The sequence below is a fragment of the Geodermatophilus sp. SYSU D01180 genome (genome assembly GCF_054050415.1).
This window is the reverse complement of sequence record NZ_JBJGZH010000001.1, coordinates 158,229-185,030: the sequence shown is the minus strand read 5'-3', so window position 1 is coordinate 185,030 and position 26,802 is coordinate 158,229. Positions and strand designations below refer to the sequence as shown.

General features: G+C 76.0%; 29 protein-coding genes and 1 tRNA gene. 8 read left to right on the top strand and 22 right to left on the bottom strand.

Features of this window, described 5'->3' with window-relative positions; genetic code table 11:
- Nucleotides 1-105: 105 nt before the first annotated feature.
- From ACI8AA_RS00925 to hrcA, 12 genes are all read right to left on the bottom strand, one after another.
- Complete coding sequence (locus ACI8AA_RS00925; RefSeq protein ID WP_457042633.1) at nucleotides 106-870, bottom strand: isoprenyl transferase; 765 nt, start codon at nucleotides 868-870, stop codon at nucleotides 106-108.
- Nucleotides 860-1,651, bottom strand: a complete 792-nt coding sequence (recO, locus tag ACI8AA_RS00920; RefSeq protein ID WP_456928418.1) for a DNA repair protein RecO — start codon at nucleotides 1,649-1,651, stop codon at nucleotides 860-862. The genes ACI8AA_RS00925 and recO overlap by 11 nt, the downstream gene beginning before the upstream one ends.
- A complete protein-coding gene (gene era / locus ACI8AA_RS00915) occupies nucleotides 1,651-2,565 on the bottom strand; it encodes a GTPase Era (protein WP_457042632.1) in 915 nt (304 codons plus the stop codon). The genes recO and era overlap by 1 nt, the downstream gene beginning before the upstream one ends.
- A 40-nt stretch (nucleotides 2,566-2,605) precedes the next feature.
- On the bottom strand, nucleotides 2,606-2,956 hold the full coding sequence (locus ACI8AA_RS00910) for a cytidine deaminase (protein WP_457042631.1): 351 nt from the start codon (nucleotides 2,954-2,956) through the stop codon (nucleotides 2,606-2,608).
- Nucleotide 2,957: 1 nt separating this feature from the next.
- Complete coding sequence (locus tag ACI8AA_RS00905; RefSeq protein WP_457042630.1) at nucleotides 2,958-4,289, bottom strand: hemolysin family protein; 1,332 nt, start codon at nucleotides 4,287-4,289, stop codon at nucleotides 2,958-2,960.
- Nucleotides 4,290-4,293: 4 nt separating this feature from the next.
- Complete coding sequence (gene ybeY, locus ACI8AA_RS00900; RefSeq protein WP_093580955.1) at nucleotides 4,294-4,797, bottom strand: rRNA maturation RNase YbeY; 504 nt, start codon at nucleotides 4,795-4,797, stop codon at nucleotides 4,294-4,296.
- Between the two features lie 5 nt (nucleotides 4,798-4,802).
- On the bottom strand, nucleotides 4,803-5,936 hold the full coding sequence (locus tag ACI8AA_RS00895; RefSeq protein WP_457042629.1) for a PhoH family protein: 1,134 nt from the start codon (nucleotides 5,934-5,936) through the stop codon (nucleotides 4,803-4,805).
- A gap of 88 nt (nucleotides 5,937-6,024) precedes the next feature.
- A complete protein-coding gene (locus ACI8AA_RS00890; RefSeq protein ID WP_457042628.1) occupies nucleotides 6,025-6,852 on the bottom strand; it encodes an enoyl-CoA hydratase/isomerase family protein in 828 nt (275 codons plus the stop codon).
- Between the two features lie 67 nt (nucleotides 6,853-6,919).
- A complete protein-coding gene (locus ACI8AA_RS00885) occupies nucleotides 6,920-7,279 on the bottom strand; it encodes a histidine triad nucleotide-binding protein (RefSeq protein WP_456928412.1) in 360 nt (119 codons plus the stop codon).
- An 82-nt stretch (nucleotides 7,280-7,361) separates the two neighbouring features.
- Nucleotides 7,362-8,129, bottom strand: coding sequence for a 16S rRNA (uracil(1498)-N(3))-methyltransferase (locus ACI8AA_RS00880; protein ID WP_457042627.1), 768 nt, complete (start codon nucleotides 8,127-8,129; stop codon nucleotides 7,362-7,364).
- The gene (gene dnaJ, locus ACI8AA_RS00875) at nucleotides 8,126-9,259 is read right to left on the bottom strand and encodes a molecular chaperone DnaJ (protein ID WP_457042626.1); all 1,134 of its coding nucleotides are present in this window, start codon (nucleotides 9,257-9,259) and stop codon (nucleotides 8,126-8,128) included. Before dnaJ ends, ACI8AA_RS00880 begins: the two co-directional genes overlap by 4 nt.
- Before the next feature lie 14 nt (nucleotides 9,260-9,273).
- Nucleotides 9,274-10,293, bottom strand: a complete 1,020-nt coding sequence (hrcA, locus tag ACI8AA_RS00870; RefSeq protein WP_457042625.1) for a heat-inducible transcriptional repressor HrcA — start codon at nucleotides 10,291-10,293, stop codon at nucleotides 9,274-9,276.
- Nucleotides 10,294-10,466: 173 nt separating this feature from the next.
- Here hrcA and ACI8AA_RS00865 point away from each other — a divergent pair, with 173 nt between their 5' ends.
- Together ACI8AA_RS00865 and ACI8AA_RS00860 are read left to right on the top strand one after the other, a co-directional pair.
- Nucleotides 10,467-10,868: a type II toxin-antitoxin system VapB family antitoxin gene (locus ACI8AA_RS00865; protein WP_457042624.1), complete on the top strand. Its 402-nt coding sequence runs from the start codon at nucleotides 10,467-10,469 to the stop codon at nucleotides 10,866-10,868.
- Nucleotides 10,868-11,335: an N-acetyltransferase family protein gene (locus tag ACI8AA_RS00860; RefSeq protein ID WP_457042623.1), complete on the top strand. Its 468-nt coding sequence runs from the start codon at nucleotides 10,868-10,870 to the stop codon at nucleotides 11,333-11,335. The genes ACI8AA_RS00865 and ACI8AA_RS00860 overlap by 1 nt, the downstream gene beginning before the upstream one ends.
- Nucleotides 11,336-11,338: 3 nt before the next feature.
- Here ACI8AA_RS00860 and ACI8AA_RS00855 read toward each other — a convergent pair whose 3' ends face one another.
- The 3 genes from ACI8AA_RS00855 to hemW all read right to left on the bottom strand — a co-directional run bounded on the left by ACI8AA_RS00855 (nucleotide 11,339) and on the right by hemW (nucleotide 14,392).
- Nucleotides 11,339-11,944, bottom strand: coding sequence for a response regulator (locus tag ACI8AA_RS00855; protein ID WP_457042622.1), 606 nt, complete (start codon nucleotides 11,942-11,944; stop codon nucleotides 11,339-11,341).
- Nucleotides 11,941-13,056 carry a sensor histidine kinase gene (locus ACI8AA_RS00850; protein WP_457042621.1) on the bottom strand — a complete coding sequence of 372 codons (1,116 nt, stop codon included), beginning with the start codon at nucleotides 13,054-13,056 and terminating at the stop codon, nucleotides 11,941-11,943. The genes ACI8AA_RS00855 and ACI8AA_RS00850 overlap by 4 nt, the downstream gene beginning before the upstream one ends.
- A 112-nt stretch (nucleotides 13,057-13,168) precedes the next feature.
- Nucleotides 13,169-14,392 carry a radical SAM family heme chaperone HemW gene (hemW, locus tag ACI8AA_RS00845; RefSeq protein ID WP_457042620.1) on the bottom strand — a complete coding sequence of 408 codons (1,224 nt, stop codon included), beginning with the start codon at nucleotides 14,390-14,392 and terminating at the stop codon, nucleotides 13,169-13,171.
- A gap of 47 nt (nucleotides 14,393-14,439) precedes the next feature.
- Between hemW and ACI8AA_RS00840 the strand changes: the two genes are divergently transcribed.
- Nucleotides 14,440-15,222 (top strand): enoyl-CoA hydratase-related protein, encoded by a 783-nt coding sequence (locus ACI8AA_RS00840; protein WP_457042619.1) that lies wholly within the window; start codon nucleotides 14,440-14,442, stop codon nucleotides 15,220-15,222.
- A 32-nt stretch (nucleotides 15,223-15,254) separates the two neighbouring features.
- The gene (locus tag ACI8AA_RS00835) at nucleotides 15,255-15,410 is read left to right on the top strand and encodes a hypothetical protein (RefSeq protein ID WP_457042618.1); all 156 of its coding nucleotides are present in this window, start codon (nucleotides 15,255-15,257) and stop codon (nucleotides 15,408-15,410) included.
- Between the two features lie 154 nt (nucleotides 15,411-15,564).
- Here the strand turns inward: ACI8AA_RS00835 and selB are convergent, their stop codons facing one another.
- From selB to ACI8AA_RS00820, 3 genes are all read right to left on the bottom strand, one after another.
- Complete coding sequence (selB, locus tag ACI8AA_RS00830) at nucleotides 15,565-17,310, bottom strand: selenocysteine-specific translation elongation factor (RefSeq protein ID WP_457042617.1); 1,746 nt, start codon at nucleotides 17,308-17,310, stop codon at nucleotides 15,565-15,567.
- Nucleotides 17,301-18,611 carry an L-seryl-tRNA(Sec) selenium transferase gene (selA, locus tag ACI8AA_RS00825; protein ID WP_457042616.1) on the bottom strand — a complete coding sequence of 437 codons (1,311 nt, stop codon included), beginning with the start codon at nucleotides 18,609-18,611 and terminating at the stop codon, nucleotides 17,301-17,303. The genes selB and selA overlap by 10 nt, the downstream gene beginning before the upstream one ends.
- 37 nt (nucleotides 18,612-18,648) lie before the next feature.
- Nucleotides 18,649-18,744 (bottom strand) — tRNA-OTHER (locus ACI8AA_RS00820).
- A gap of 23 nt (nucleotides 18,745-18,767) precedes the next feature.
- On the opposite strand from ACI8AA_RS00820, the gene selD reads away from it, so the two are divergent.
- From selD to ACI8AA_RS00800, 4 genes are all read left to right on the top strand, one after another.
- On the top strand, nucleotides 18,768-19,775 hold the full coding sequence (gene selD / locus ACI8AA_RS00815; protein ID WP_457042615.1) for a selenide, water dikinase SelD: 1,008 nt from the start codon (nucleotides 18,768-18,770) through the stop codon (nucleotides 19,773-19,775).
- A 63-nt stretch (nucleotides 19,776-19,838) separates the two neighbouring features.
- Complete coding sequence (locus tag ACI8AA_RS00810) at nucleotides 19,839-20,417, top strand: hypothetical protein (protein ID WP_457042614.1); 579 nt, start codon at nucleotides 19,839-19,841, stop codon at nucleotides 20,415-20,417.
- A 42-nt stretch (nucleotides 20,418-20,459) separates the two neighbouring features.
- On the top strand, nucleotides 20,460-21,425 hold the full coding sequence (locus tag ACI8AA_RS00805) for a zinc-binding dehydrogenase (RefSeq protein ID WP_457042613.1): 966 nt from the start codon (nucleotides 20,460-20,462) through the stop codon (nucleotides 21,423-21,425).
- A 14-nt stretch (nucleotides 21,426-21,439) separates the two neighbouring features.
- Nucleotides 21,440-21,754 carry a hypothetical protein gene (locus ACI8AA_RS00800; RefSeq protein ID WP_456927058.1) on the top strand — a complete coding sequence of 105 codons (315 nt, stop codon included), beginning with the start codon at nucleotides 21,440-21,442 and terminating at the stop codon, nucleotides 21,752-21,754.
- Here ACI8AA_RS00800 and ACI8AA_RS00795 read toward each other — a convergent pair.
- From ACI8AA_RS00795 to lepA, 4 genes are all read right to left on the bottom strand, one after another.
- A complete protein-coding gene (locus ACI8AA_RS00795) occupies nucleotides 21,723-23,471 on the bottom strand; it encodes an MFS transporter (RefSeq protein WP_457042612.1) in 1,749 nt (582 codons plus the stop codon). The two genes, ACI8AA_RS00800 and ACI8AA_RS00795, sit on opposite strands and share 32 nt — an antisense overlap.
- Nucleotides 23,440-24,138 (bottom strand): LppX_LprAFG lipoprotein, encoded by a 699-nt coding sequence (locus ACI8AA_RS00790; RefSeq protein ID WP_457042611.1) that lies wholly within the window; start codon nucleotides 24,136-24,138, stop codon nucleotides 23,440-23,442. Before ACI8AA_RS00790 ends, ACI8AA_RS00795 begins: the two co-directional genes overlap by 32 nt.
- A 65-nt stretch (nucleotides 24,139-24,203) precedes the next feature.
- Nucleotides 24,204-24,860: an MOSC domain-containing protein gene (locus tag ACI8AA_RS00785; RefSeq protein WP_457042610.1), complete on the bottom strand. Its 657-nt coding sequence runs from the start codon at nucleotides 24,858-24,860 to the stop codon at nucleotides 24,204-24,206.
- A complete protein-coding gene (gene lepA / locus ACI8AA_RS00780; protein ID WP_457042609.1) occupies nucleotides 24,857-26,686 on the bottom strand; it encodes a translation elongation factor 4 in 1,830 nt (609 codons plus the stop codon). The genes ACI8AA_RS00785 and lepA overlap by 4 nt, the downstream gene beginning before the upstream one ends.
- Nucleotides 26,687-26,802 lie beyond the last annotated feature (116 nt).

Sequence of the window (26,802 nt, the reverse complement as noted above, 5' to 3'; positions counted from 1 at the left end):
GCCACTGTCAGGTCACGCGCACGCACTGTCAACGGATTCCGGCGCGGCACCCCCGACCGTCGGCCGGGGCCGCCCGGCGTCCGCGGGGGACCCCCGCGCGGGTGCCTAGGCCTTGCCGAAGCGGCGCTGGCGGGAGGCGTACTCCTCGCACGCGGCCCAGAGGTGCCGGCGGTCGAAGTCCGGCCAGAGGGTGTCGAGGAAGACGAACTCGGCGTAGGCCGACTGCCACAGCAGGAAGTTGCTCGTCCGGTTCTCCCCGGAGCTGCGCACGAACAGGTCGACGTCGGGCATGTCCGGCTCGTCGAGGAACCGGGCGACGGTGTCCTCGTCGACCTTGCCCGGGTCCAGCCGGCCGGCGGCAACCTCGCGGGCGATGGCCGCGGCGGCGTCGGCGATCTCGGCGCGGCCGCCGTAGTTGACGCACATGGTCAGCGTGAGGACGTCGTTGTCGCGGGTGAGCTCCTCGGCGACCTCGAGCTCCTTGATGACGCTGCGCCACAGCCGCGGGCGGCGGCCGGCCCAGCGCACGCGGACGCCGAGGTCGTGCATCTCGTCGCGGCGGCGGCGGATGACGTCGCGGTTGAAGCCCATGAGGAAGCGGACCTCCTCGGGGCTGCGCCGCCAGTTCTCGGTGGAGAACGCGTAGGCACTGATCGCCTTCACGCCGAGCTCGATGGCGCCCTCGACGCAGTCGAACAGCGAGGACTCCCCCGCCTCGTGCCCGGCCGTCCGGGGCAGGCCGCGCTCCTTCGCCCAGCGGCCGTTGCCGTCCATGACGATCGCGACGTGCCGGGGCACCTTGTCGGTGGGGAGCTCCGGCGGGCGGACGCCCGAGGGGTGCGGGTTCGGCGGCTTGACCTCACGCCTCACTCAGCAGGCTCACTTCCCGGCGCGGGGCCGACGGGTCCGAGCGGTCGACCAGCGGCAGCGAGCGCAGCCCGCGCTCGAGGTGCCACTGCAGCAGCGCGGCCACCAGCCCGCTGCCCTCGCGGCGCTGCGGCTGCTCGCTGGACTCGGCGGTCGCCCAGTCGCCGGACAGCAGCGCCTCCAGGTGGCCGATGGTGACCGGGTTGGGCATGGCCGAGCCGGTCGGGCGGCAGCCGGGGCAGACGGTGCCGCCGGCCGGGACGGAGAAGTGCCGGTGCGGCCCCTCGAGGCCGCAGCGGGCACAGTCGCCGAGCGCGGGCTCCCAGCCGGCCACCGACATCGCGCGCAGCAGGAACGCGTCAAGCACCAGCCCGGCCGGGTGCGTCTGCTCGGCCAGCGCCCGCAGCGCGCCGACGACGAGCAGGAACAGCCGCAGCGAGGGCTCCTTCTCCTCCGCGGTCAGCCGGTCGGCGGTCTCGAGCACCGCAGTGCCGGCGGTGTAGGCGCGGTAGTCCGCGGCGATCACCGAGCCGTAGGAGCGGATGGACTCCGCCTGGCTGACGATGTCCAGGTTGCGGCCGGTGTAGAACTGCACGTCCACGTGGCTGAACGGCTCGAGCCGGGCGCCGAACTTGCTCTTGGTGCGGCGCACGCCCTTGGCCACCGCGCGCACCTTGCCGTGCCGGCGGGTGAGGACCGTGACGATCCGGTCGGCCTCCCCCAGCTTCTGGGTGCGCAGGACGATCCCCTCGTCGCGGTAGAGCGACTTCGGCGTGGTGCTCATCAGTACCCGAGCCGGTTGAGCTTCTTGGGGTCGTCCTGCCACTCGCCGAGCACGGTGACGTGCAGGTCCAGGTGCACCCGGGCGCCGAGCAGCTGCTCGAGCCCGGCGCGGGCCTCGGTGCCGATCGCCTTGATGACCGACCCACCCCTGCCCAGCAGCATCGGCTTCTGGCTGGGGCGCTCGCAGTGCAGCAGCGCGTGCACCTCGACCAGCTCCGCGCCCTCCCGCTTGGGGTCGGGCCGGCGGTTGAGCTCCTCGACGGTGACGGCGAGCGAGTGCGGCACCTCCTGGAACACCTTCTCCAGCGCCGCCTCGCGGATGAGCTCGGCGATCTGGCGGTCGGTGTCCTCGTCGGTGGTCTGCTCCTCGGGGTACAGCGGCGGCCCCTCGGGCAGCAGGCCGACCAGCAGGTCCTCCAGCAGCTCCACCTGGTCGCCCGCGACCGCGCTCACCGGCACGACCTCGGCGGCCTCGACGAGCTGGCTGGCGGCCACCAGCTGCTCGGCGACCTGCTTCCTGCTCGCGGCGTCGGTCTTGGTGACGACGACGACCACCGGCGCCGTGACCTCCTTGAGCTGGCGGGCGATGAACCGGTCACCGGCGCCCACCGGCTGGTCGGCCGGGACGCAGAACACCACGACGTCGACCTCGGACAGCGTGTCGCGGACGACGTCGTTGAGCCGGCGGCCGAGCAGGCTCTTGGGCTTGTGCAGGCCCGGGGTGTCGACGAGCACAAGCTGCCCGCCCGGCCGGTGCACGACGCCGCGGATGGCGTGCCGGGTGGTCTGCGGCCGGTTGCTGACGATGCCGACCTTCTCGCCGACGATGGCGTTGGTCAGCGTGGTCTTGCCCGCGTTCGGCCGGCCGACCAGGCAGGCGAAGCCGCTGCGGTACGGCTGGTCCGGCGTGCTCACCGGCCCAGTCTCCCACTGGAGGGTGACACGAGCCGGGTGCTCACGCGGTGGCGCGCAGCACCCCGTCCGGGCCGGCGAGGAACACGGGCGCGGACGCGGTCAGGTCGTGCACGGCGGCCAGGCCCTCCTGCTCGACGGCGTCGGCGTCGGACACGATCGCCGCCGCCTCCAACCCCTCGACGCCGCTGGACACCGCCGCGGCGACGGCCGCCTGCAGCGCGGACAGCCGCAGCGAGGGCAGCGCGACGCTGGCGGCGACGTAGGTGCGCCCGTCGGTGTCGCGGACCGCGGCACCCTCCGGGGCACCGGTGCGGCCGCGCGCGGAGCGGGCGAGGGTGACGAGCTTGGCGTCCTCGGGCTGCAGGTCGGGCACGAGGGACGAGCTTTCCACGTCAGCTCTCGGCGGCGGCCGGGACCTCCGCCCGGGTGGCCCCGGACTGGTGCTCGGGGTCCGCGTCGGGCACCCGGCACACCAGGATCGTGTCGATCCGGTTGCGCCGCCCGCCGGTGCTCTCGGCGACCAGCCGCAGGCCCGCGACCTCCGCCGACGAGCCCTCGATCGGCACCAGCCCGAGCTCGCGGGCGAGCAGGCCGCCGACGGTCTCCACGTCGTCGTCGCGGGGCAGCTCGACGTCGAACAGCTCGGCGAGGTCCTCGACCGGCAGCCGGGCGGTGATCCGCACCGACCCGTCGTCGAGGTGCTCGACCGGCGGCCGCTGGACGGCGTCGTGCTCGTCGGCGATCTCGCCGACGATCTCCTCGAGGATGTCCTCGATCGTGACCAGCCCGGCGAAGCCGCCGTACTCGTCGACGACGATCGCGATGTGGATGCGGCGGGCCTGCATGTCGCGCAGCAGCTCGTCGACCGGCTTGGACTCCGGCACGAACGCCGGCGGGCGCATGAGCTCCTCGACCTTCGGGCCGCGGGCCTCGCCGAGGTTCTGCGACCGGCGCACCAGGTCCTTGAGGTAGACGACGCCGACGACGTCGTCCACGTTCTCCCCGATCACCGGGATGCGGCTGAACCCGCTGCGCAGCGCCAGGGCCAGCGCCTGCCGGACGGTCTTGGTGCGCTCGATCCACACGACGTCGGTGCGCGGCACCATGACCTCGCGGGCGATGGTGTCGCCGAGCTCGAACACCGAGTGGATCATGTTCCGCTCGCCGGACTCCACGACGCCGCGCTCCTCGGCGAGGTCGACCAGCTCGCGCAGCTCGACCTCGGTGGAGAACGGGCCGTCGCGGTAGCCGCGGCCCGGGGTGATCGCGTTGCCGATCAGGATCAGCAGCGTCGCGACCGGGCCGAGCACCCGGCCCAGCAGCCGCACCACCCCGGCGGTCGCCAGCGCGACCGGGTAGGCGTGCTGGCGGCCCAGCGTCCGCGGCCCGACGCCGACCAGCACGTAGCTGACCACGGTCATCACGCCGGCCGCGGCGAGCACCGCCTGCCAGCCCATGCCCAGCACGCGGACCAGGACGACGGCGACCAGCACCGCGGCGACCATCTCGCAGACGATCCGCAGCAGCAGGAGCAGCGCCACCAGGCGGGCGCGCTCGTCGAGGACCCGCTCGAGGGTGGCCGCCCGCCGGACGCCGTCGCGGCGCAGCTCCTCGACCCGCGCCTTGGACACCCGCTGCAGGGCGGCGTCCATGGCGCCGAACAGGCCGGCCAGCGGCACCAGGCAGATCGCGACGACCAGCAGCGTGACCGCACCGGCGCTCATCGCGTCACCGCGTCCCGGGACCCCGTTCGGCCGGCTCACCGGTGACCGGCTGCCGCGGCGCCGAGCGCCAGCCCTCCAGCAGGCGGGTCTGCAGGCCGAACATCTCCCGCTCCTCCTCGGGCTCCATGTGGTCGTAGCCGAGCAGGTGCAGCACGCCGTGGGTGGCCAGCAGCAGCAGCTCGTCGTCCATGGAGTGGCCGGCGGCGCGGGCCTGCCGGACGGCGACGGAGGGGCACAGCACGACGTCGCCGAGCAGCGCGGGGCCGGGCTCGGGGTCGTCGGGGCGGGCGGTGTCGAGCTCGTCCATGGGGAAGGCCAGGACGTCGGTCGGGCCCTTCTCCCCCATCCAGCGCTCGTGCAGCACGGACATGTAGTCCGGGTCGACGCACAGCACCGACAGCTCGGCCATCGGGTTGACGCCCATCTCGGCGAGGACGTACCGGCAGATGCCGGTCAGCTCCGCCTCGTCGACGGCGATCTCGGACTCGTTGGCGACCTCGACGGGCACGGCGCTCAGCTCCCCTGCCGGCGCGTCGGCCGCGCGGGCCGGGCCGGCCCCGCGGGACGGCCGGCACCCTGCTGGTGGGCGGCGTCCCAGCGCTCGTAGGCGTCCACGATGTCGCCGACCAGCCGGTGGCGGACGACGTCGGAGCTGGTCAGGTTGGCGAAGTGCACGTCCTCGATGCCGTCGAGGATCTCCCGCACCACCTTGAGGCCGCTCTGCGCGCCGCCGGGCAGGTCGACCTGCGTGACGTCACCGGTGACGACGATCTTCGAGCCGAAGCCGAGCCGGGTGAGGAACATCTTCATCTGCTCGGCGGTCGTGTTCTGCGCCTCGTCGAGGATCACGAACGCGTCGTTGAGCGTGCGGCCGCGCATGTAGGCCAGCGGCGCGACCTCGATCGTGCCCGACTGCATGAGCCGCGGGATCGACTCGGGGTCGACCATGTCGTGCAGCGCGTCGTAGAGCGGGCGCAGGTACGGGTCGATCTTCTCGCTGAGCGTGCCGGGCAGGTAGCCCAGCCGCTCGCCGGCCTCGACCGCGGGGCGGGTGAGGATGATCCGGTTGACCTGCTTGGTCTGCAGCGCCTGCACGGCCTTGGCCATCGCCAGGTAGGTCTTGCCGGTGCCGGCGGGGCCGATGCCGAAGACGACGGTGTGCGCGTCGATCGCGTCGACGTAGCGCTTCTGGTTCAGCGTCTTGGGCCGGATCGTGCGGCCGCGGCGGCTGATGATGTCGAGGCTGAGCACGTCGGCCGGCCGCTCGGAGCCGCCGCTGCGCAGCATGCCGATGACCCGGCGCACCGAGTCCGGGCGCAGCGCCTGGCCGGTGCCGAGCAGCGCGATGAGCTCGTCGAACACGCGGACGGCGAAGGCGTTGTCGGCCGGCTGCCCGGTCACGGCGATCTCGTTGCCGCGGACGTGCACGTCGGCCTCGACCTCGGACTCGACCAGCCGCAGCAGCTCGTCACCGGAGCCGAGCAGGGCGACCATCGAGACGGAGTCCGGGACGGTGATGGTGGCGCGGACCGCGGCGGGGGTGGCGCTCGCGAGGGTGCTGGCGCTGTCCGCGGCGACGGCCTGCGCGGAGGCCTCGCGGGACGTGGGGGCGCCCGGCACGGGGACGTTCGGGGAGGTGTCGGGCAAGAACCCTCGACCCTGCCTTCCTGGCACGGGGACTGAACGCCTCGACTCTACCCGCGCCCCGCCACCGGGAACCGCGCTCGCGCGCAGGTCACCGCCCCGCGTAGGTGGCCTTCCCCGGCCCGTCGGCCAGGAACGAGGCGACGGCGCCGCGCAGGTCCTCGGTGGCGAACAGTGCTCCGGAGACCTGCGGGGTGATCTCGTCGGCGGCCCGCGCGCCGTGCCGCACCGCCGTCGTCACGAGGCGCTTGGTGGCCGCGTGGGCGATCGTCGGGCCGGCGGCGACCCGGTTCGCGTAGGCGCGGGCGGCCTCGGCGAAGCCGTCGTCGGGCAGCACCCGGTTGACGACGCCCCACCCCTCCAGCACCGCGGCCGGGTAGAGGTCCCCGGTGAAGATGAGCTCCTTGGCCCGCGCCGGGCCGGCCCGCTCGGCCAGCCGCTGCGGCCCGCCCATCGACGGGGTGAGCCCGACGCGGATCTCGAGCAGCCCGAACGACGCCTTCTCCGCGGCCAGCAGCAGGTCGCAGGCCAGCGCCAGCTCGAAGGCGGCGGTGAGGGTGAGCCCGTGGGCGGCGAACACGGTGGGGACGGGCAGGTCCTCCAGCGTCTGGGCGATGCGCAGCAGCCGCGCCCACAGCGCCGCGCCGCGCTGCGCCGGCTCCGGCCCCTCGGCGATGTCCCGGAAGGCGTGCACGTCGACGCCGCCGGAGACGACCTTGCCCCGGGCCTCCAGCAGCACCGCGCGGGCGCGGTCGGGCCGGCCGGGCTCGGTGAGGGTCACCAGCTCGGCGACGACCCGCTCGAACGCGGCGAACACCGACTCGTCGAAGAGGTTGAGCGGGGGTGCGTCCAGCACGACGACGGCGACGTCGCCGTCCCGCTCGATCCGGACGGGGGCGGCGCTGCCGGCGTCGGTCATGCCGGCCACCCTGCCATCCCGTGCCCGGGCGGCAGAAATGGCCATTCCTGCCGCCCTCGGGGCCGGCTCAGCCCGGGGGCCAGCGGAGGTCGCGGCCGCCGAGGACGTGCAGGTGCAGGTGGTGGACGGTCTGCCCGGCCTGCGGGCCGGTGTTGGCCACCAGGCGGTACCCGGGCTCGGTGCCGTCCTCGCTGGCCAGCCCCTCCTGGATCGCCACCGCGTGCGCGGCGGCCACCACGTCGGCGAGCAGCTGCGGATCGGCGCCGACGAGCAGCCCCGCCGTCGCGTGGTGCTGCTTGGGGATGACCAGCACGTGCGTGGGCGCCTGCGGGTTGACGTCCCGGAAGGCCAGCGTGCGGTCGGTCTCGTGCACGACGTCGGCGGGGATCTCCCCGGCGACGATCCGGCAGAAGAGGCAGTCGGTCACCCCGCCGACCTTAGGAGGACCCCCTCGCCCCCCACCGCTCGCGAGCTCGCGGCGGGCCCCTGCGAGGCGGCCACACCCGCAGCTACTGCCAGCGGGTCCGGACCGACAGGGCGGCCAGCGCCGCGGCGCCGGCGGTGGAGGTCCGCAGCACCTCCGGGCCGAGCCGCACCGGCTGGGCGCCGGCCGCGCGCAGGGCCACGACCTCGCCGTCGGTGAGCCCGCCCTCCGGGCCGACGACGACGGCGACCGTGCCGCTGGCGGGGATCTCCACCCCGGCCAGGGGCCGGCGGGCCTGCTCGTGCAGCACCAGCGCGAGGTCGACGTCGGCGAGCTCCCCGCACACCTGCCGGGTGGTCATCAGGTCGCCGATCTCGGGGACCCGCGGCCGCCGCGACTGCTTGGCCGCCGCCCGCGCCGCGGCCCGCCACTTCGCCAGGCCCTTCTCGACGCGGTCCTCGCGCCAGCGGGTGACGCAGCGCGCGGCCGCCCACGGGACCACCCGGTCGACGCCGAGCTCGGTGGCCAGCTCCACGGCCAGCGGGCCGCGGTCGCCCTTGGGCAGCGCCTGGACCAGCACGAACTCCGGCTCGGGCGGCGGCACCTCGTGGCGGGCGGTGACCTGCACGCGCAGCCCGGCCGGGCCGGCGTCGACCACGGTGCCCTCGACGACGGCGCCACGGCCGTCGCCGACCCGCACCGCCTCGCCGGTGGTCAGCCGCAGCACGTCCACGGCGTGCCGGCCCTCGGCGCCGCCGACGAGCACCTCGCCCCCGTCGGGCAGCTCGTCGAGCAGGAACAGCGGGGAACCGTCGAGGGCCGGCCGGGCGTCGTCGGGGGCCGGGACGCTCACTTGAACGAGTTCCGGACCCGGGAGAACAGGCCGCCGTGCGTCTCCGACGGGCCGGGGCGGTCCTCGCCGCGCAGCACCGCCAGCTCGCGCAGCAGCTTCTCCTGCTCGGCGTCGAGGCGGGTGGGCGTCTGGACGTCGACGTGCACGTGCAGGTTGCCCCGGCCGGTGGCGCGCAGCCGCGGCGCGCCCTGCCCGCGGAGGGTGAGCACGGTGCCCGCCTGGGTGCCGGGGCGGACGTCGACGTCGGTGTCCTCGCCGTCGAGCAGGGTCAGCGGCAGCGTGGTGCCCAGCGCCGCGGCCGTCATCGGCAGCGCCACGTGGCAGTGCAGGTCCTCGCCGTCGCGGGTGAACACCGGGTGCGGGCGCTCGCGGATCTCCACGTACAGGTCGCCGGCGGGGCCGCCGCCGGGGCCGACCTCGCCGCGGCCGGTGAGCCGGATCCGCATGCCGTCCTCGACGCCGGCGGGCACCTTCACCTGGATGTCCTGCCGGGACCGGACCCGCCCCTCGCTGCCGCACTCGGGGCACGGGTCGGGGATGACCTGGCCGGTGCCGGCGCAGGTCGGGCACGGCCGGCTGGAGACGACCTGGCCGAGGAACGAGCGCTGCACGCTCTGCACCTCGCCGCGCCCCGAGCAGGTGACGCAGGTGGTCGGGTGGGTGCCCGGCGCGGTGCCGGCCCCGGCGCAGGTGCCGCACAGGACGGCGGTGTCGACGGTGATCGTCTCGGTGGTGCCGAAGACCGTCTGCTCGAGGTTGAGCTCCAGCGCGATCAGGGCGTCGTCGCCGGCGCGGACCCGGCTGCGCGGCCCGCGCGTGCCCATCCCGCCGCCGAAGAAGGCGTCCATGATGTCGCCGAGCCCGCCGAAACCGGCCCCGCCGAACGGCGAGCCCGCGCCGGCGCCGGCGCCGCTGTCGAACGGGTCGCCGCCGAGGTCGACGATGCGCCGCTTGTCCGGGTCGGTCAGCGCCTGGTAGGCCCGGCTGACCTCCTGGAAGCGCTCCTTGGCCTCGGGGTCGGGGTTGACGTCGGGGTGCAGGTCCCGCGCCAGCCGCCGGTAGGCCTTCTTGATGTCGGCGTCGGAGGCGCCCCGGGAGAGCCCGAGGACGCCGTAGTAGTCGGTTGCCATGGGGGGTCGAGACCTCAGCTCCCGGCCAGCAACTGGCCGACGTAACGGGCCACGGCTCGCACCGCGGCCATGTTGCCTGGGTAGTCCATGCGGGTCGGGCCGACGATGCCGAGTCCGCCCAGCGCCCGGTCACCGGTGCCGTACCCCACCGAGACGACCGACGCACCGGCCAGCGCCTCGTGGGCGTTCTCCTCGCCGATGCGCACGAGCACGGCGCCGCTGCTGTCGACCTCGCTGATCAGCTTGAGGACGACGACCTGCTCCTCCAGCGCCTCCAGCAGCGGGCGGAGGCTGCCGGGGTCCAGCGCGACCCGGGCCAGGTTCGCCGTCCCGCCGATGACCAGGCGGTCCTCCCCCGGCTCGACCAGGGTCTCGATCAGCGCGGCGCTGACCGCGGCGACCAGCGCCCGCAGGTGCTCCGGCGCCGTCTCGACGAGGTCGGGCACCTTGCTGCCGGCGTCGGCGAGCCGGGCGCCGGTGAACGCGGCGTTGAGCGTGGCGCGCAGGTCGGAGACGTCGTCGCGGCTGACGTCGACCGGGCAGTCGACGACCCGCTGCTCGACGCGGCCGGTGTCGGTGATGAGCACCAGCAGCAGCCGCGAGCCGGTCAGCTGCACCACCTCGAGGTGACGCACCGCGCTGCGCGACAGGGTCGGGTACTGGACGACGGCGACCTGGTGCGTCAGCTGGGCCAGCAGGCGCACCGTCCGGCCGAGGACGTCGTGCAGGTCCACCGCGCCGTCGAGGAACCGCTCGATGGCGCGGCGCTCGGCGGGCGACAGCGGCTTGACCGCCGACAGCCGGTCGACGAACAGCCGGTAGCCCTTGTCGGTGGGCACCCGCCCGGCGCTGGTGTGCGGCTGGGTGATGTAGCCCTGCTCCTCGAGGACGGCCATGTCGTTGCGGATGGTCGCCGGCGAGACCCCGAGGTCGTGCCGCTCGGCCAGGGCCTTGCTGCCCACGGGGTCGTTGGTGGAGACGAAGTCCTGCACGATGGCCCGCAGGACCTGCAGGCGCCGTTCGTCGTGCGCCACGGTGACACCTCCCCGAACCGGTCGACGTCGCCGTGCGGGGAGCCCCGCGGGCTCCGGCCCGCCCCCGCCGGGCGTCCCGGCGGGGCTGGCACTCGCACGGACCGAGTGCCAATCCAGCATACGACCAGGGAGCCGTTCCGTCGCGGACGTGACGGGGTCCACCACCCCGGTGGGTGCCCGGCACGGCAGGCGGCGGGCCGATAGGCTCGGACGCGTCGGTGCCGGTTCGGGGCAGCTGTCGGACGGAGGTCGGGTCCCTGATCTTCAAAGCGGTGCGGAGCGGGCGCCCCTATCCCGAGCACGGGTTGTCCACCAGGGACTGGGCGATGATCCCGCCCCGCCAGATCCGGCTCGACACCCTCGTCACCACCAAGCGCGAACTGGCGCTGGACACCCTGCTCGCCGACGACTCGACCTTCTACGGCGACCTCTTCCCGCACGCCGTCCAGTGGCACGGCGACCTCTACCTCGAGGACGGCCTGCACCGCGCGCTGCGGGCGGCCCTGCAGCAGCGCTCGGTGATCCACGTCCGGGTGCTCGACCTCGACGCGCTGATGCCCGCCAACCTGGCCTGATGGACCGGGCCCGGCTCGACGGCGGGGTGCTGCTGCGGGAGGCGACCGCCGGGGACCTGCCCGCGGTGGTCGCGCTGCTGGCCGACGACCCGCTCGGTGCCACCCGCGAGTCGGCCGATCCCGCCCCCTACGAGCGGGCGTTCGCCGCCGTCGACGCCGACCCCGCGCACCTGCTGGTGGTGGCCGAGGACGCCGGCGCGATCGTCGGCACCCTGCAGCTGTCGTTCCTGCCCGGGCTGTCCCGCGGCGGCGCGCTGCGCGCGCAGGTGGAGGGCGTGCGGGTGGCCGCGGCCGCCCGCGGGCGGGGGCTCGGCGAGGCGATGCTGCGGTGGTGCGCCGCGGAGTCCCGCCGCCGCGGCGCGGCGCTGCTGCAGCTCACCACCGACGCCCGCCGCCCCGACGCGCACCGCTTCTACGAGCGGCTGGGCTTCGTCGCCTCGCACGTCGGGATGAAGCTCGAGCTGTAGGCCTCAGAGCCAGCCCTTGTCGGCGGCGACGCGGGCGGCCTCCACCCGCGTGCGGGCGCCGGTCTTGCCGATCGCCGAGGACAGGTAGTTGCGCACCGTGCCCTCGGACAGGAACAGCCGCCGGGCGATGTCGGCGACGGTGGCGCCGTCGGCGGCCTCGCGCAGCACGTCAGCCTCCCGGGCGGACAGCGGCGTCGCGCCGATCGCCAGCGCGGCGGCGGCCAGCTCCCGGTCGATCACCCGCTCCCCCGCGACGACGGCGCGGATCGAGCGGGCGAGCTCGGCGACCGGCGCGTCCTTCACCAGGAAGCCCGCCGCGCCCACCTCCATGGCGCGGCGCAGGAAGCCCGGCCGGCCGAAGGTGGTGAGGACGACGGCGCGCACGCCCGGCAGCTCGGCGGCCAGCTCGCGGGCGGCCTCCAGCCCGTCCCGCCCGGGCATCTCGATGTCCAGCAGCGCGACGTCCGGCCCGTGCTCCCGGGCGGCGGCCAGCACCTCGTCGCCCCGGCCCACCTCGGCGACGACGGTGATGTCGGGCTCCAGCTCCAGCAGCGCCCGCAGCGCGCCGCGGACCATCGACTGGTCCTCGGCCACCAGCACCCGGATCACCGGGCCACCGCCGCCGCGGGTGCCGGCAGCAGCGGCAGGACCGCGCGCAGCTCGTAGCCGCCGTCGCGGCCGGCGCCGCCGGTGAGCCGGCCGCCCAGCGCGCCCACCCGCTCGGACAGGCCGGTGAGCCCGGAGCCGGGCGCGGTGTCGTCGGCGGGGCCGCGGCCGTCGTCGGCGACGGTGAGCACCGCGTCGGTGCCGTCGTCGGTGAGGGTGACGGTGACCGTCCGGGCGCCGCTGTGCCGCAGCACGTTCGTCGTCGCCTCGCGGACCACCCAGCCCAGGGCGGCGTCGACCGGGCCGGGCAGCACGGGCACCCGGTCGGGCAGGCGGGCGGCGATCCCCGCGCCGGACAGCGCCGCGCGGGCCTCGGCCAGCGCCTGCGCGCAGCTGACCTGCCGGTAGCCGCTGACGGCGTCGCGGACCTCGGCCAGCGCGCGGCGGGCCGCGGCCTCGACGTCGGCCATCTCGGCGCGGGCCCGTGCCGGGTCCACCTCGGCCAGCCGCCCGGCGAGCTCGCTCTTGAGCGCGATGAGCGACAGGCTGTGGCCGAGCAGGTCGTGCAGGTCGCGGGCGAAGCGCAGCCGCTCCTCGGCGACGGCGTTGCGGGCCAGCTCCTCGCGGGCCGCGGCGAGCTCGGTGTTGACCTCGACCAGGTGGCGGGTCCCGCGCATCGCGAACGCCGTGAGCACGCACATCACCGGGAGGATGAACAGGCTCCCGAGCTGGCCGTCGCCCGCGACCACCCCGGCGCACACCGCGGCGGCGGCGAGCACCGCCGGCCACACCCAGCGCCGCGGCAGCGCCGCCGCCGAGGCTGCCGACACGTAGATCAGCAGCCCCGCCCACGCCGGGCCCAGCCAGACGGCGAGGCCGGCACCGAGCGCCGCGACCACCGCCAGCCGGCCGAGCCGTCCGCCCGGGTCGCAGGTGGTGAACGACCGGCGGAACACGTCGAGGTAGACGGCGGTGAACACCAGCAGCGCGGCGCCGGCGACCACCCGGACCGCCGTCGGCCGGTCGGTGGTCAGCAGGTCGGCGAGGGGGAAGACCTGGAACAGCAGCCAGGGCAGGGACCAGCCGATCTGCCGCCACCGGGAGTGGGCGTCCACGGCGCCCGACCGTAGACCTGCCGATCCCGGTGCCGGACCTGCCGGACGTCGTCCGCCCGGGCTGACATCCGTCAGGTGCCGTCCCCGCCTCCCGCGCGCGGGAGGCGGAGCCTCAGTCCGTGAGGTCCCGCACGACGGCGTCGGCGAGCAGGCGGCCGCGGTCGGTGAGCACCGCCCGGCCCCCGGCGTGCGCGACGGGCTCAAGCAGACCGCGGACGACGGAGTCGGCGGCGCGGGCCCGGCCGGCGTCGGACAGCGCGGTCAGCGGCAGCCCGTCACGCAGCCGCAGGCCGAGCATGACCGTCTCCAGCGCGCGGTCGGCGGGCTCGAGCACCTCGCGGTCGGCCGCCGGGCTCTCCCCCGCCGCCAGCCGCTGCGCGTACGCCGCCGGGTGCTTGACGTTCCACCAGCGCACACCGCCGACGTGGCTGTGCGCGCCCGGGCCGATCCCCCACCAGTTCGCGTTGGCCCAGTACAGCTCGTTGTGCCGGCAGCGGGCGGCGTCCCCGCGCGACCAGTTGCTGACCTCGTACCAGTCGAACCCGGCGCCGCGCAGCACGGTGTCGGCCTGCACGTAGCGGTCGGCGAGGACGTCGTCGTCGGGCATCGGCAGCTCGCCGCGGGCGATCCGGCGGGCCAGCCGGGTGCCGTCCTCGACGATGAGCGCGTAGGCGCTGACGTGGTCGACCGGCGCGGCCAGGACGGCCTCGAGCGAGGCGGCCCAGTCGGCGTCGGTCTCGCCCGGCGTGCCGTAGATCAGGTCCAGGTTGACGTGCTCGAAGCCGGCCGCGACCGCCTCCCGCGCGGCCTGCGCCGCCCGCCCGGGGGTGTGCCGCCGGTCGAGGACGGCGAGCACGTGCTCGGCGGCGGACTGCATCCCCAGGCTCAGCCGGGTGAAGCCGGCCGCGCGCAGGGTCGCCAGCGACGCCGGCGTCACCGACTCGGGGTTGGCCTCGGTGGTCACCTCGACGTCGCCGGCGACGGGGAACAGCTCGCGGACGGCGGCCAGCACGGCGGCGAGGTCCTCGGCGGGCAGCAGCGTCGGGGTGCCGCCGCCGACGAAGACGGTGGAGACCGTCGGCAGGTCCGGGCCCAGCACCCGCGCGGCGCGGCGCAGCTCGGCGATCGCGGTGCCCGCGTACTCGGCGCGGTTGGCGCCGGGGCCGAGCTCGTCGGAGGTGTAGGTGTTGAAGTCGCAGTAACCGCAGCGGGTGGCGCAGAACGGCACGTGCACGTAGAGGCCGAACGGCGTCGTCGTCAGGTGCTCGCGGGCACCGGCCGGCAGGTCGTCGTCCGCGGGCGGACGCGCCGGCAGCAGCGGCAGGGTGGTGGTCATCTGCTCCCAGTGTGCCGCGCCCCCGCCACCCCGGGCACGATGCCCGGGTGAGCTCTGCACCCGTGGGCGAGGACCGGCTGCTGCAGGTGACCGTCGCGGGGGGCGTGGCCCGGCTGGTGCTGGACTCCCCCGCCAACCGCAACGCGCTGTCCCGGGTGCTGCGCGCGCAGCTGCGGGAGGCCCTCGACGCCGCGCTCGCCGACGACGCGGTGCGCGTGGTCGTGCTCGACCACACCGGCCGGGTGTTCTGCTCGGGGATGGACCTGTCCGAGGCCGCCGGCGCCGGCGCCGGGGACCAGGGCGTGCGCGAGCTCCCCGACCTGCTGCGGACGATCTGGACCGCACCCAAGCCGGTGGTCGCCACGGTCCGCGGGCCGGCGCGCGCGGGCGGGGTCGGCCTGGCCGCGGCCTGTGACGTCGTGGTGGCCGCGTCCTCGGCGACGTTCGGGATGTCGGAGGTGCGGCTCGGGCTGGTGCCGGCGGTGATCTCGGCGGTCGTGCTGCCGCGGATGCTGCCGCACGCGGCGCACCGGCTCATGCTCACCGGCGAGGTGTTCGACGCCGCCACCGCCGCGGCCGGCGGGCTGGTGGACCTGGTCGCGCCCGACGACGAGGTCGACGCCGCCGTCGACGGGCAGGTGCTGGCGCTGGCCGCCGGGTCGCCGTGGGCGCTGGCCGAGACCAAGCGGCTGCTGCGGGCCGGCGGGCTGCGCGGCTCGTTCGACGACCTGCTGGACCTCTCCGCCCGCGCCTTCGCCGGCGAGGAGGGGCAGGAGGGCATCGCCGCGTTCCGCGAGAAGCGCCCGGCGCGCTGGGTCCCCACGCTCTAGCGGACCCGGGTCCCCCGCGGGACCCTGCGCACATGACCACCCCCGAGGACCCGCGCGAGCGCTTCCGCACCCTGCCCGAGCCGGTGGACCCCCAGGACACCGTGGAGACCGTCGACGCCTCCTCCGCGCAGCCGGTGGTGACGGAGAGCGACGAGCGCGACGCGCTGCTCCGCCAGGCCGGGGGCTGACCTCCTCCCGCGGACGGTCGTGCTCTGCCCCGCCGGTGGGGGCAGAGCACGAGCTCCGCCATCCGAGGTCTCCTGCCGGGAGTCGTGCTCTGCACACACCTGTGTGCAGAGCACGAGCGGGGACGGAGCGGACCTGCCGAGGTGGCGCGCCGGGTCAGCGGAGCCGACGGGAGGCGTCGGGCAGCCGCTCGGTGACCCCGCGCGCGTCCAGCCACTCCATGAGCGGCACGGCCACCCGCCGCGTCGTCCCCCACGCCGAGCGCGCCTGGCTGAGGGTGAACGGCTGCGGCACCGCGGTCAGCCGCGCGCGGGCGGCCTCCTCCACGCCCGGCGCCAGGTAGACGCCGTCGGCGATGCGCACCAGCTGCCCGTCGCGCACCGCGGCCGCCAGCTCGCGCGGGCCGAGCCGGGCGGCGCGCAGCTCGTCGGCGTCCGGGGCGGCGAACGGTTCGGCGGCCAGCCGCGCCCGGATCGCGTCGACCGCCCGCTGCACGGCCGGCGGCAGCCCGGCGGCGGCCACGACCACGCGGCCCCCGCGCAGCGCCAGCGGCGGCCGGACGACCAGGGCCACCAGGTCGTCGTCGGGGAGGTCCAGCTCCCGGCGGACGACGGCGACCGGCGGCCCCGGCTCCAGCGGGTGCGCCTGCCGGTGCGCGGCCACCAGCCCCGGCACCCGGCGGGCCAGCTCGCCGACCAGCCCCGGCGCCAGCAGCCACGGCCCGGCGCGGACGGCGTCGCCCGGCACCGGCCAGCCCATCGCGGTGAAGTCGTCGGCGCGCACCACCCGGCGGCGGGCGAGGTCGGCGGCGGCCCCGGCCGGCCCGGGCTGCTGGCGGCCCAGCTCGCCGGCCCGCTGCCGGGCCGCGCCGCGGCGGCGCAGCTCCGGCGGGGCGACGTCGCGGACGTCGGCGCCGAGCACCCGCCGGGCGCCGGGGTCGCGCAGCAGCACCCGGTCGCCGACCCGCAGCGGCAGCGGGGCGGCCAGCCGCAGCCGCACCGCCCGCCCGTCCAGCGGGCGCAGCCGCACCGGCACCGCCGCCGACCCGACGTGCAGCACCGCCTCGGCCGGCAGCCGGCCCTCGGGGGCGCGGGCCAGGACGACGTCGGCCTCCGCGGTCGACCGGAACGCGCCGGGGGTGAGCAGCGCATCGCCACGGGCGAGGTCCTCGACGGCGACCCCGCGCAGGTTCAGCGCCACCCGCGCCGTCGCCGTCGCCCGCTCCACCGGACGTCCCAGCGACTGCACCCCGCGCACGCCCACCTCGCGGTCGCCGAGCCGCAGCCGGTCGCCGGGCGCCACGGAGCCCGCGGCCAGGGTGCCGGTGACGACGGTGCCCGCGCCGCGGATGGGGAACGCGCGGTCGATCCACAGCCGCACCGGCGCCTCGGCGTCCGGTGCGGGCAGCCCGGCCAGCAGCGCCTCCAGCGCGGCGGTCAGCTCGGGGACGCCCCGGCCGGCCGTCGCGCTGACCGCCACCCCCGGCACGGCGCCCATCGACGTCGCGGCCAGCCGCTCGGTGGCGTCGGCGAGCACGGGCGCGGGGTCGGCCAGGTCGGCCTTGGTGACGGCGAGCAGCGCGTGCCGCACGCCGAGCGCGTCGAGGACGGCGACGTGCTCGGCGGTCTGCGCCGACCAGCCGTCGTCGGCGGCGACCACGACCAGCGCGGCCGGCACCGACCCGACGCCGGCGAGCATGTTGCCGACGAACCGCTCGTGGCCGGGCACGTCGACGACGGCCAGCACCCGGCCCGAGGGCAGCGTCGTCCACGCGAAGCCGAGGTCGATCGTCAGGCCGCGGCGGCGCTCCTCCTCCCACCGGTCGGGCTCCATGCCGGTGAGCGCGCGGACCAGCGTCGACTTGCCGTGGTCGACGTGCCCGGCGGTGGCGATCACCTGCACGACAGGGCCACCTCCAGCACCGCCGCGGCGAGGTCGTCGTCGGCCGACGGCGGGACGCTGCGCAGGTCGAGCAGGGTGCGACCGTCGGCCACGTACCCGACGACCGGGCGGGCGCCGCGCCGCAGCGGCTCGGCGAACGGCTCGGGCAGCGAGACCGCGGCGCTGGGCAGCGGGTGCTCGGGCGCCCCTCCCCCACCGACCCGGGCGGCGGAGTCCACCGCGTGCGCGTCGACCCCGGCGCCGGCCAGCCGCCCGGCCAGCGCCCGCGCCCGGGCCCGCAGCCCGGCGACGTCGGCGGCGAGCATCTGCTGCACCGGCGGCTGCGGACCGCGGAGCGTGGCCTCCAGCGCGGCCAGTGTCGTCTTGTCGACCCGCAGCGCCCGGTACAGCGGGTGCCGGCGCAGCCGCTGCACCAGGTCGGCGCGGCCGAGCACCAGGCCGGCCTGCGGGCCGCCGAGCAGCTTGTCGCCGCTGGCGAGCACCAGGTCGGCGCCGTCGGCCAGCGTCGTCTGCAGGTCCGGCTCGTCGGGCAGCGCCGGGTGCGGCCGCAGCAGCCCCGACCCGACGTCGGCCACCAGCGGCACGCCGCTGTTCGCCAGCGCCTCGGCCAGCTCGTGCACCGGCACGGCCCGCGTGAAGCCGCGGACGACGAAGTTCGACGGGTGCACCTTGAGCACCGCGCCGGTGTCCTCGTGCAGGGCGTCGCGGTAGTCGTCGAGGGTCACCCGGTTCGTCGTCCCCACCTCGCGCAGCCGGGCGCCGGTGGACTCGAGCAGGGCGGGGATGCGGAAGCCGTCGCCGATCTCGACCAGCTCGCCGCGGGCGATCACCAGCTCGCCGCCCAGCGCCGTGGCCACCAGCGCCAGCGCGGCCGCGCAGTTGTTCACCACGAGCGCGGCCTGCGCTGCGGGGACGGCGGTCAGCAGCGCGGCGATCGCCGCCTCGCCGCGCGGCCCGCGGCGGCCGGTGGTCAGGTCCAGCTCGACGTCGGTGGTGCCGCTGGCCGCGACCACCGCCTCGACGGCCGCGGCCGACAGCGGCGCCCGGCCGAGGTTGGTGTGCACGAGGACGCCGGTGGCGTTGAGCACCGGGCGCAGGGCGGCCGCGGTCGAGGGCAGGCCGGCGAGGACGGCGGCGACCGCGTCCTCGGGCGCGAGCTCGCCCGCGCGGATGCGGGACTGCACGGCGCGGACGGCGTCCTTCACCAGCTCCCGGCCCAGCCGCGACGCGGCGTCGGCCAGCGCCGGGTCGGCCAGCAGCGTGTCGGTGCGGGGCACTGCCCGCCGCGGGTCGGCGCTCATCGCTGCGGAGCGTATGCGCGCCGGCCCGCGGAGAGGCTGGCGGAGGCGGACGGGAATCGAACCCGCCTGACCGAGCTGCTCGGCCACGTCGGCTTTAGAGGCCGCGGGGGCCACCAGGCGCCCTGACGCCTCCGCCGGCCAGCCTACGGTGGGGCCGTGACCAGCGCGCCCGCACGGATCCGGCTCACCACGTACGCGCACGGCGGGGGCTGCGCCTGCAAGATCCCGCCCGGCGAGCTCGAGGCCGTCGTCGCGGGGCTCACGCACACCGGCCCGGCCGATGCGGCCGCCGAGCTGGTCGTCGGCCTCGACGACGGCGACGACGCGGCCGTCGTCCGGATCGCCGGCGGGCAGGGGCTGGTGCTCACCACCGACTTCTTCACCCCGGTCGTCGACGACGCGTACACCTTCGGCCGGATCGCCGCGGCCAACGCGCTGTCCGACGTCTACGCGATGGGCGGCACCCCGGTGGTCGCGGTCAACCTGCTCGGCTGGCCGCGCGACGTGCTGCCCGCCGAGCTCGCCGCCGAGGTGCTGCGCGGCGGGCTCGAGGCGGCGCAGGAGGCCGGCTGCCACGTCGGCGGCGGGCACTCGATCGACGACCCCGAGCCCAAGTACGGCATGGCCGTCACCGGCGTCCTCGACCTCGACCGGGTCATCCGCAACGACGCCGCCGTCGCCGGGACGCCGCTGTCGCTGACCAAGCCGCTCGGCGTCGGCGTGCTCAACAACCGGATGAAGGCCACCGGCGAGGTCAGCGAGGAGGCGGTGGCGTCGATGACCGCGCTCAACCGGGACGCCTCGCGCGCCGCGCTGGCCGCCGGCATCCGCGCGGGCACCGACGTCACCGGCTTCGGCCTGCTCGGCCACCTCTACAAGATGGCCCGCGCCAGCGGGGTGACCGCGGTCGTCGACGCCGCCGCCGTCCCCTACCTGGCCGGGGCGCGCGAGGCGCTGGCCGCCGGGTTCGTCTCCGGCGGCACCCGGCGCAACCTCGACTGGGTGCGCCCGCACACCGACCTGTCCGCCGGCGGTGAGGACGAGGCGCTGCTGCTGGCCGACGCGCAGACCTCCGGCGGGCTGCTGCTGGCCGGCGAGGTGCCCGGCGCCCCGGTGATCGGCGAGTTCGTCCCGCGCGGCGAGCACGTCGTCGTCGTCCGCTAGGCCCTTCCGCCGCCCGGCGGCGGCTGCCATCCTCCGCGCCCGGCAGCGGCGGAGGAGGACGGCGTGCGGTGGATCGCGGGCGGGGTGGCGCTGCTGCTGGCCGGGTGCGGCGGGCAGGCGACGGCGGTCCCGCGGGCCGCCCCGACGACCCCGGCCGCGCCGGACGACGGCGGCACCGGGTACGCCAGCGCGTTCCTCGGCGCCGGCGGCGACAGCGGCAGCGACGACCTCTTCGTGCACGTCACCGTCTTCGACCCGCCGGACGCGGACGCCTTCGGCAACGGCGAGTTCTTCGTCCTCGGCTGGGACTGCCTGACCGAGCAGCGGGTCCCCGCCACCGTCGCCGGGCTGGACTCGGCCACCGCCCGCGGCGAGCTGGCGCTGACCTGCGGGTCGCACACCCAGCCGGGCGAGGTCACCGGAACGGCCGTGGTGGACCTGACCTGGACCGCGGAGGGCCCCGGCCACGAGTACACCCTCGACAGCCCCGACGGCGCCTGCCGCGAGCTGCTCACCGACCGGCACGCCGTGGTGACCGGGCAGGTGCGCGTCGTCGTGCCGGAGCTCGGCTACGACGGCGTGGCGCTCAGCCTGGCCGACGACGACGACTCGCTCGCCCGGGGCGTCCCGGCCTGCCCGTGACCGGCGTCGCCGCAGGCCCGCGCCTCGGCTAGCGTCGCGGCCGTGCGCGCCGTCTTCGTCTCCACGCCCTCGCCCGACGACCCGCTCTCCGTCCTGGAGGTCGGCGACCGGCCGGAGCCGGAGGCGCCCGACGGCTGGACGACGGTGCAGGTCAAGGCCGTCTCGCTCAACCACCACGACCTGTTCAGCCTGCGCGGCATCGGCCTGCCGCAGGAGCGGATGCCGATGATCCTGGGCACCGACGCGGCCGGGCTCGACGAGGACGGCAACGAGGTCGTCGTGCACGGCGTCGTCGCCAGCCCCGGCTGGACCGGCGACGAGACGCTCGACCCCAAGCGCACGCTCTTCTCCGAGCTGCACCAGGGCACGATGGCCGAGCGGGTCGCCGTCCCCCGGCGCAACGTGCTGCCCAAGCCCGCCGAGCTGTCCTTCGCCGAGGCCGCCTGCCTGCCCACCGCCTGGCTCACCGCCTACCGGATGCTGTTCGTCCGCTCCGGCCTGCGGCCCGGGCAGACCGTCCTGGTCCAGGGCGCGAGCGGCGGCGTCGCCACCGCGCTGGTCGTGCTGGGGCGGGCGGCCGGCTACCGAATGTGGGTGACCGGCCGCAGCGAGGAGAAGCGGGCCGCCGCGCTCGAGCTCGGTGCCGACCAGGCGTTCGAGACCGGCGCCCGGCTGCCCGAGCGGGTCGACGGCGTCATGGAGACCGTCGGCAAGGCGACCTGGAGCCACAGCGTCAAGTCGCTCAGGCCCGGCGGCGTCATCGTCACCTCCGGCGCCACCACCGGCTTCGACCCGAGTGCCGAGCTCAACCGGGTGTACTTCACCCAGCTGTCGGTGGTCGGCTCCACCATGGGCACCCGCGAGGAGCTGGAGTCGCTGGTCCGGATGTGCGCGGTGACCGGGGTCCGCCCGGTGATCGACGTCGAGCTGCCGCTGGAGGAGGCCCGCGAGGGCTTCGGCCGCATGCTCGAGGGGCGCACCGCCGGGAAGATCGTCTTCACGCTCTGACGAGGAGGCCGGCCGTGGCCAGGACAGCGCGGGTGTGGCGGGGCTGGGTCCGCAGCGGGGACGCCGACGCCTACGCCGCCTACGTCGAGGAGACCGGGGTCGGCGAGTACCGGCGGACGCCGGGCAACGAGGGCGCCTGGGTGCTGACCCGGGACCTCGGCGACGGCCGCACCGAGGTCGTCGCGCTGAGCCTGTGGGAGTCGCTGGAGGCGGTCCGCGGGTTCGCCGGCGACGACCTCGAGGCCGCCGTCTACTACCCCGAGGACGACCGGTACCTCGTGCAGCGCGAGGACACCGTCACGCACTACGAGGTGCGCGAGCCCGGCTGACGTCCCGCAGCAGCACGAGCGCCGCGACCGCCGCCAGCGCGGCCGCGACCGCGGCGCCGGCGAAGACGGTGTGCAGCTGGGTGAGGACGGCCTGGTCGACGGCCGCCTCGTAGGCGGGGCAGTCGGCCGGGGTGTCCGGGCAGACGGTCAGCGGCGAGCCGATCGCCGCCACCTCGGCGGTGAACCGGCGCAGCGCCACCGCGGTGAGCAGCGACAGCCCGACCAGCATGCCCACGGTCCGGGCGACGACGGCGAGCGCGCTGGCGCTGCCGTGCACGGCCGGCCCGGTGACCGCCAGCAGCACCGCGTTGACCGGCGCGATCGCCAGGCCGAACCCGAGCCCGGCGGCCAGCAGCACGACCGTGGACCACCACCGGTCCAGCGACGTCTCGCCCCAGCCGGTCATCGCCCACAGCGCCAGCGCGGCCGGCACCATGCCGCCGGCCGCGACCACCCGCGGGGGCACCACCCGGCACAGCCAGCCCCCGGCGACCGCGCCCACCGGGACCGCGACCAGCAGCCGCACCAGCACGAGCGCGGCGCCGAGCTGGTCACCCGGCGTCGTCGTCGCGCGGGCGAACAGCGGGACGTCGACCAGCGCGGCCACCAGCGCCACCCCGACCAGCAGGTTGACCAGCAGCGCCCCCCACGCGCCGGGCGGCCGCAGCGCGCCCAGCGGCAGCACCGGGTCGGGCGCGCGGCGCTCGTGCAGCCAGAAGCCGACGGCGGCCAGCGCGGCGACCGGCAGCAGCACCGGGCCGTACGCGACGACCTCGGTGGCCGGGTCGGCCGCGGCGAAGGACCAGACCAGCGCCCCGAGCGCGACGACGGCGAGCAGCGAGCCCACGACGTCGACCTCGCGGACCAGCCGCGGCACCCCGCGCAGCGGCAGCACCGCGCCGGCCGGGTGCGCGAGGCTGCGCGCCACCAGCGCCAGCCCGGCGGCGACCGCGACGAGGACCAGCGGCGTCGAGGCGGCCGCGCCGTCGGCGAGCGGCACCCAGGCCAGCCCGAGCGTCACGTCCTCGGCCAGCGCGGCCGGCTCGGCCAGCTGCAGGCCCGCGGCGGCGCCGGTGAGCAGCAGCAGGACCAGCCCGACGGGGTCTGGCCGCCGGCCGCCGCCGGTGAGCACGACCCCCGCGGCGAGCACCAGCCCGAGCAGCAGGTTGAGCCAGAAGACCGCCCGCCAGTCGCTGACCGCGAGCACCGCGGCGCCGGCCAGCGGGCCGAGCACCGCGCCGGCCTCCTGCACCGCGCCGACCACGCCCAGCGGCACCGCCCGCCGCTCGGGCGGCCACCGGTCGGCGACCAGCGCCAGCGTGGCGGGGACCAGCCCGCCGGCGCCCACGCCCTGCAGGCCGCGGCCGGCGACGGCCAGGCCCAGGTCGGTCGCCGTCGCGGTCAGCAGCGAGCCCAGCGCGAACAGCAGCAGGCAGCCGGCCAGCACCGGCACCCGGCCGCGCAGGTCGGCCAGCCGGCCCAGCAGCGGCAGCGTGGCGGTGTAGCCGAGCAGGAAGCCGCCGACGATCGGCGTCGCCCGCTGCAGCTCGTCGATGCCGACGCCGACCCCGGAGAGGATGTCCGGCAGCGCCAGGACGACGACGTAGGTGTCGGCCGCGGTGACCAGCACCGCCAGGGTGGCGAGGACGACCAGCGGCAGCCCCGGGACCGCGGGCGCCCGGGACTCAGCCGACAGGCGGTGCGGTGATCTCGACATCGTCGCCGGGGTCGGAGAGCTCGAGGGTGAAGGTGGCGTCCTGGTCGGCGGCGTAGAACGGGCCGGTCAGCTCGGCGCGGCGCAGCTCACCCGACTCCGGGGCCACGGAGAAGCGGGCCTCCACCGGCTGGCTCGGGTCCTCGCTGGTGAGCACCTGCTCGACCAGGTCGCCCGGGATCTCCGCGGTCACCTCGCGCACCACCTCGCCGTCGACGCGGCGCTCCTCCCCCAGCTCGGCGGCGTCGGCCTGGGCGAGCAGCTGCGAGATGCCGGTGTCGGGGTCCAGCAGCGCGCCGGGGTCGCCGAAGCCGAACTGCGCGGGGTCGACGACGCTGTAGCCGCTGGTGAACGGCAGCTGTGCGTAGACGGTGCCGTCGACCGAGACGACGGCGAGGTCGAGCGCCGAGCCGACGGCCAGCACCTGCAGCGTGCCCTCGAACGAGGCCGGGCGGAGGACGTCGCCCTCGCCGCCGACCAGGGCGGTGCCAGTGGTGGGCGCGCCCTCGCTGGTCAGCACGAAGTGCAGGGACTCCGTCTCGTCGAGCGTGGTCTTCGCGCGGGCGAGCAGGTCGAACGCGGACTCCTCCGGCTCGCTCCCGCCGCAGCCGGCCAGCGCGGACACCGCGACCACCAGCCCGGCCGCCGTCGCGGCAGCACGGCGCAGCACCATCGTCGTCCTCCCCGTCCGTGCCGGTCGGCTCCCGGCGCGGGCACGGTAGCGCGCGCCGCGGGTCAGACCGCGGCGCCGGTCCGGGCGGCGATCCGCGCGGCCAGCTTCGGCCGGTCCTTGACCGGGAACGACGCCAGCGCGGGCTCGAGCTGCGCGATCCGGTACCGCTGGGTGGTGAGCGCGCGGAAGGCCAGGCCGGCGGTGACCCCGTGGTCCGGCCGGTCGACGACGGTGACCTCGTCCCCCGCGCCGACGTCGCCGGTCTCGAGCACCCGCAGGTAGGCGCCGGTGGCGCCGTGCGCGGTGAACCCCTTGACCAGGTCCGGGACGTCCCAGAAGCGGGCGAAGTTGGCGCACGGGATGCGCGGCGCGGTCACCTCGAGCAGCGCCGTCCCCACCCGCCAGCGCTCGCCGATGACCGCCTCGGTGAGGTCCACACCCGCGGTCCGCAGGTTCTCGCCGAAGCGGCCCGGCGGCAGGTCGCGGCCGAGGCCGGCGGCCCACCGGTCGGCGTCCTCCTGGGCGTAGGCGTAGACCGCCTGCCCCTCCCCGCCGTGGTACTTCCGGTTGACCTGCACGTCGCCGTCCAGGCCCAGCTCGCCGACGGCGACGCGGCCGGGCCGCGGCCGCTTGTCGATGCCGCTGCGGTCGGGCCGGCGCCCGGGGAGCGGGAGCAGGTCGGAGCCGGAGACGCAGACGGCGAGGAGCCGGCCGCTCACTTCTTCGCGGCCGAGGGCTCGTTGGTGGAGAGCGCGGCGACGAACGCCTCCTGGGGGACCTCGACGCGGCCGACCATCTTCATCCGCTTCTTGCCCTCCTTCTGCTTCTCCAGCAGCTTCCGCTTGCGGGTGATGTCACCGCCGTAGCACTTGGCGAGGACGTCCTTGCGGATGGCGCGGACGGTCTCGCGGGCGATCACCCGGGAGCCGACGGCGGCCTGGATGGGCACCTCGAACTGCTGCCGCGGGATGAGCTCGCGCAGCTTGCCGGCCATCATCACGCCGTAGCCGTACGCCTTGTCCTTGTGCACGATCGCGCTGAACGCGTCGACGGCCTCGCCCTGCAGCAGGATGTCCACCTTGACCAGCGAGGACTCCTGCTCGCCGGCCTCGGAGTAGTCGAGGCTGGCGTAGCCGCGGGTGCGCGACTTCAGCGCGTCGAAGAAGTCGAAGATGATCTCGCCGAGCGGCAGCGTGTAGCGCAGCTCGACGCGGGACTCGCTGAGGTAGTCCATGCCGCCGAGCTGGCCGCGCCGGCTCTGGCACAGCTCCATGATCGCGCCGGTGTAGTCGCTGGGCGCGATGATCGTGGCGTTGACGACCGGCTCGTAGACGCGGTCGATCTTGCCCTCGGGCCAGTCGCTGGGGTTGGTGACGGTGTGCTCGGTGCCGTCCTCCATGACCACCCGGTAGACGACGTTGGGCGCGGTGGAGATGAGGCTGATGCCGGCCTCGCGCTCGAGCCGCTCGCGGACGATCTCCAGGTGCAGCAGGCCGAGGAAGCCGACGCGGAAGCCGAACCCGAGTGCCGCGGAGGTCTCCGGCTCGTAGGTCAGCGCCGCGTCGTTGAGCAGCAGCTTGTCCAGCGCCTCGCGCAGCAGCGGGTACTCGCTGCCGTCGATCGGGTACAGGCCGGAGTAGACCATCGGCTTGGGGTCGCTGTAGCCGCCGATCGGCTCGGCGGCCGGGCGGTGCTGCAGCGTGACGGTGTCGCCGACGCGGGACTGGCGGACGTCCTTCACCCCGGTGATGAAGTAGCCGACCTCGCCGACGCCGAGGCCGTCGACCGGCTTGGGCTCGGGCGAGATGACGCCGATCTCGAGCAGCTCGTGGGTGGCGCCGGTCGACATCATCCGGATGCGCTCGCGGCTGGAGATCCGCCCGTCGACGACGCGGACGTAGGTGATGACGCCGCGGTAGATGTCGTAGACCGAGTCGAAGATCATCGCGCGGGCCGGGGCCTCGGCGTCGCCCTCCGGCGCGGGGATCTGCGCGACGATCGCGTCCAGCAGCTCGGGCACGCCCTCGCCGGTCTTGCCGCTGACCTTGAGCACGTCCTCGGGCTCGCAGCCGATGATGTGCGCGATCTCGGCGGCGTACCGCTCCGGCTGCGCGGCCGGCAGGTCGATCTTGTTGAGGACCGGGATGATCGTGAGGTCGTTCTCCAGGGCCAGGTAGAGGTTGGCCAGGGTCTGCGCCTCGATGCCCTGCGCGGCGTCGACCAGCAGGACCGCGCCCTCACAGGCGGCCAGCGACCGGGACACCTCGTAGGTGAAGTCGACGTGGCCCGGGGTGTCGATCATGTCGAGGACGTACTCGGTGTCCCCCACCTTCCAGGGCAGGCGCACGTTCTGCGCCTTGATGGTGATGCCGCGCTCGCGCTCGATGTCCATCCGGTCGAGGTACTGCGCGCGCATCTGCCGCGCCTCGATGATCCCGGTCACCTCGAGCATCCGGTCGGCCAGCGTCGACTTGCCGTGGTCGATGTGGGCGATGATGCAGAAGTTCCGGATCCGGGTGGGATCGGTGGCAGCGGGAGTCGTCACAGTGCCGCCATCGTCCCACGACCGGGCACCGCGGTGGAGCACCGTGCCGGGGAGGCCCCTCCGCGGCCGGGTTGGGACGGCGCGCCGCACGCTGGTAACCTGGCAGGCCGGTCCGC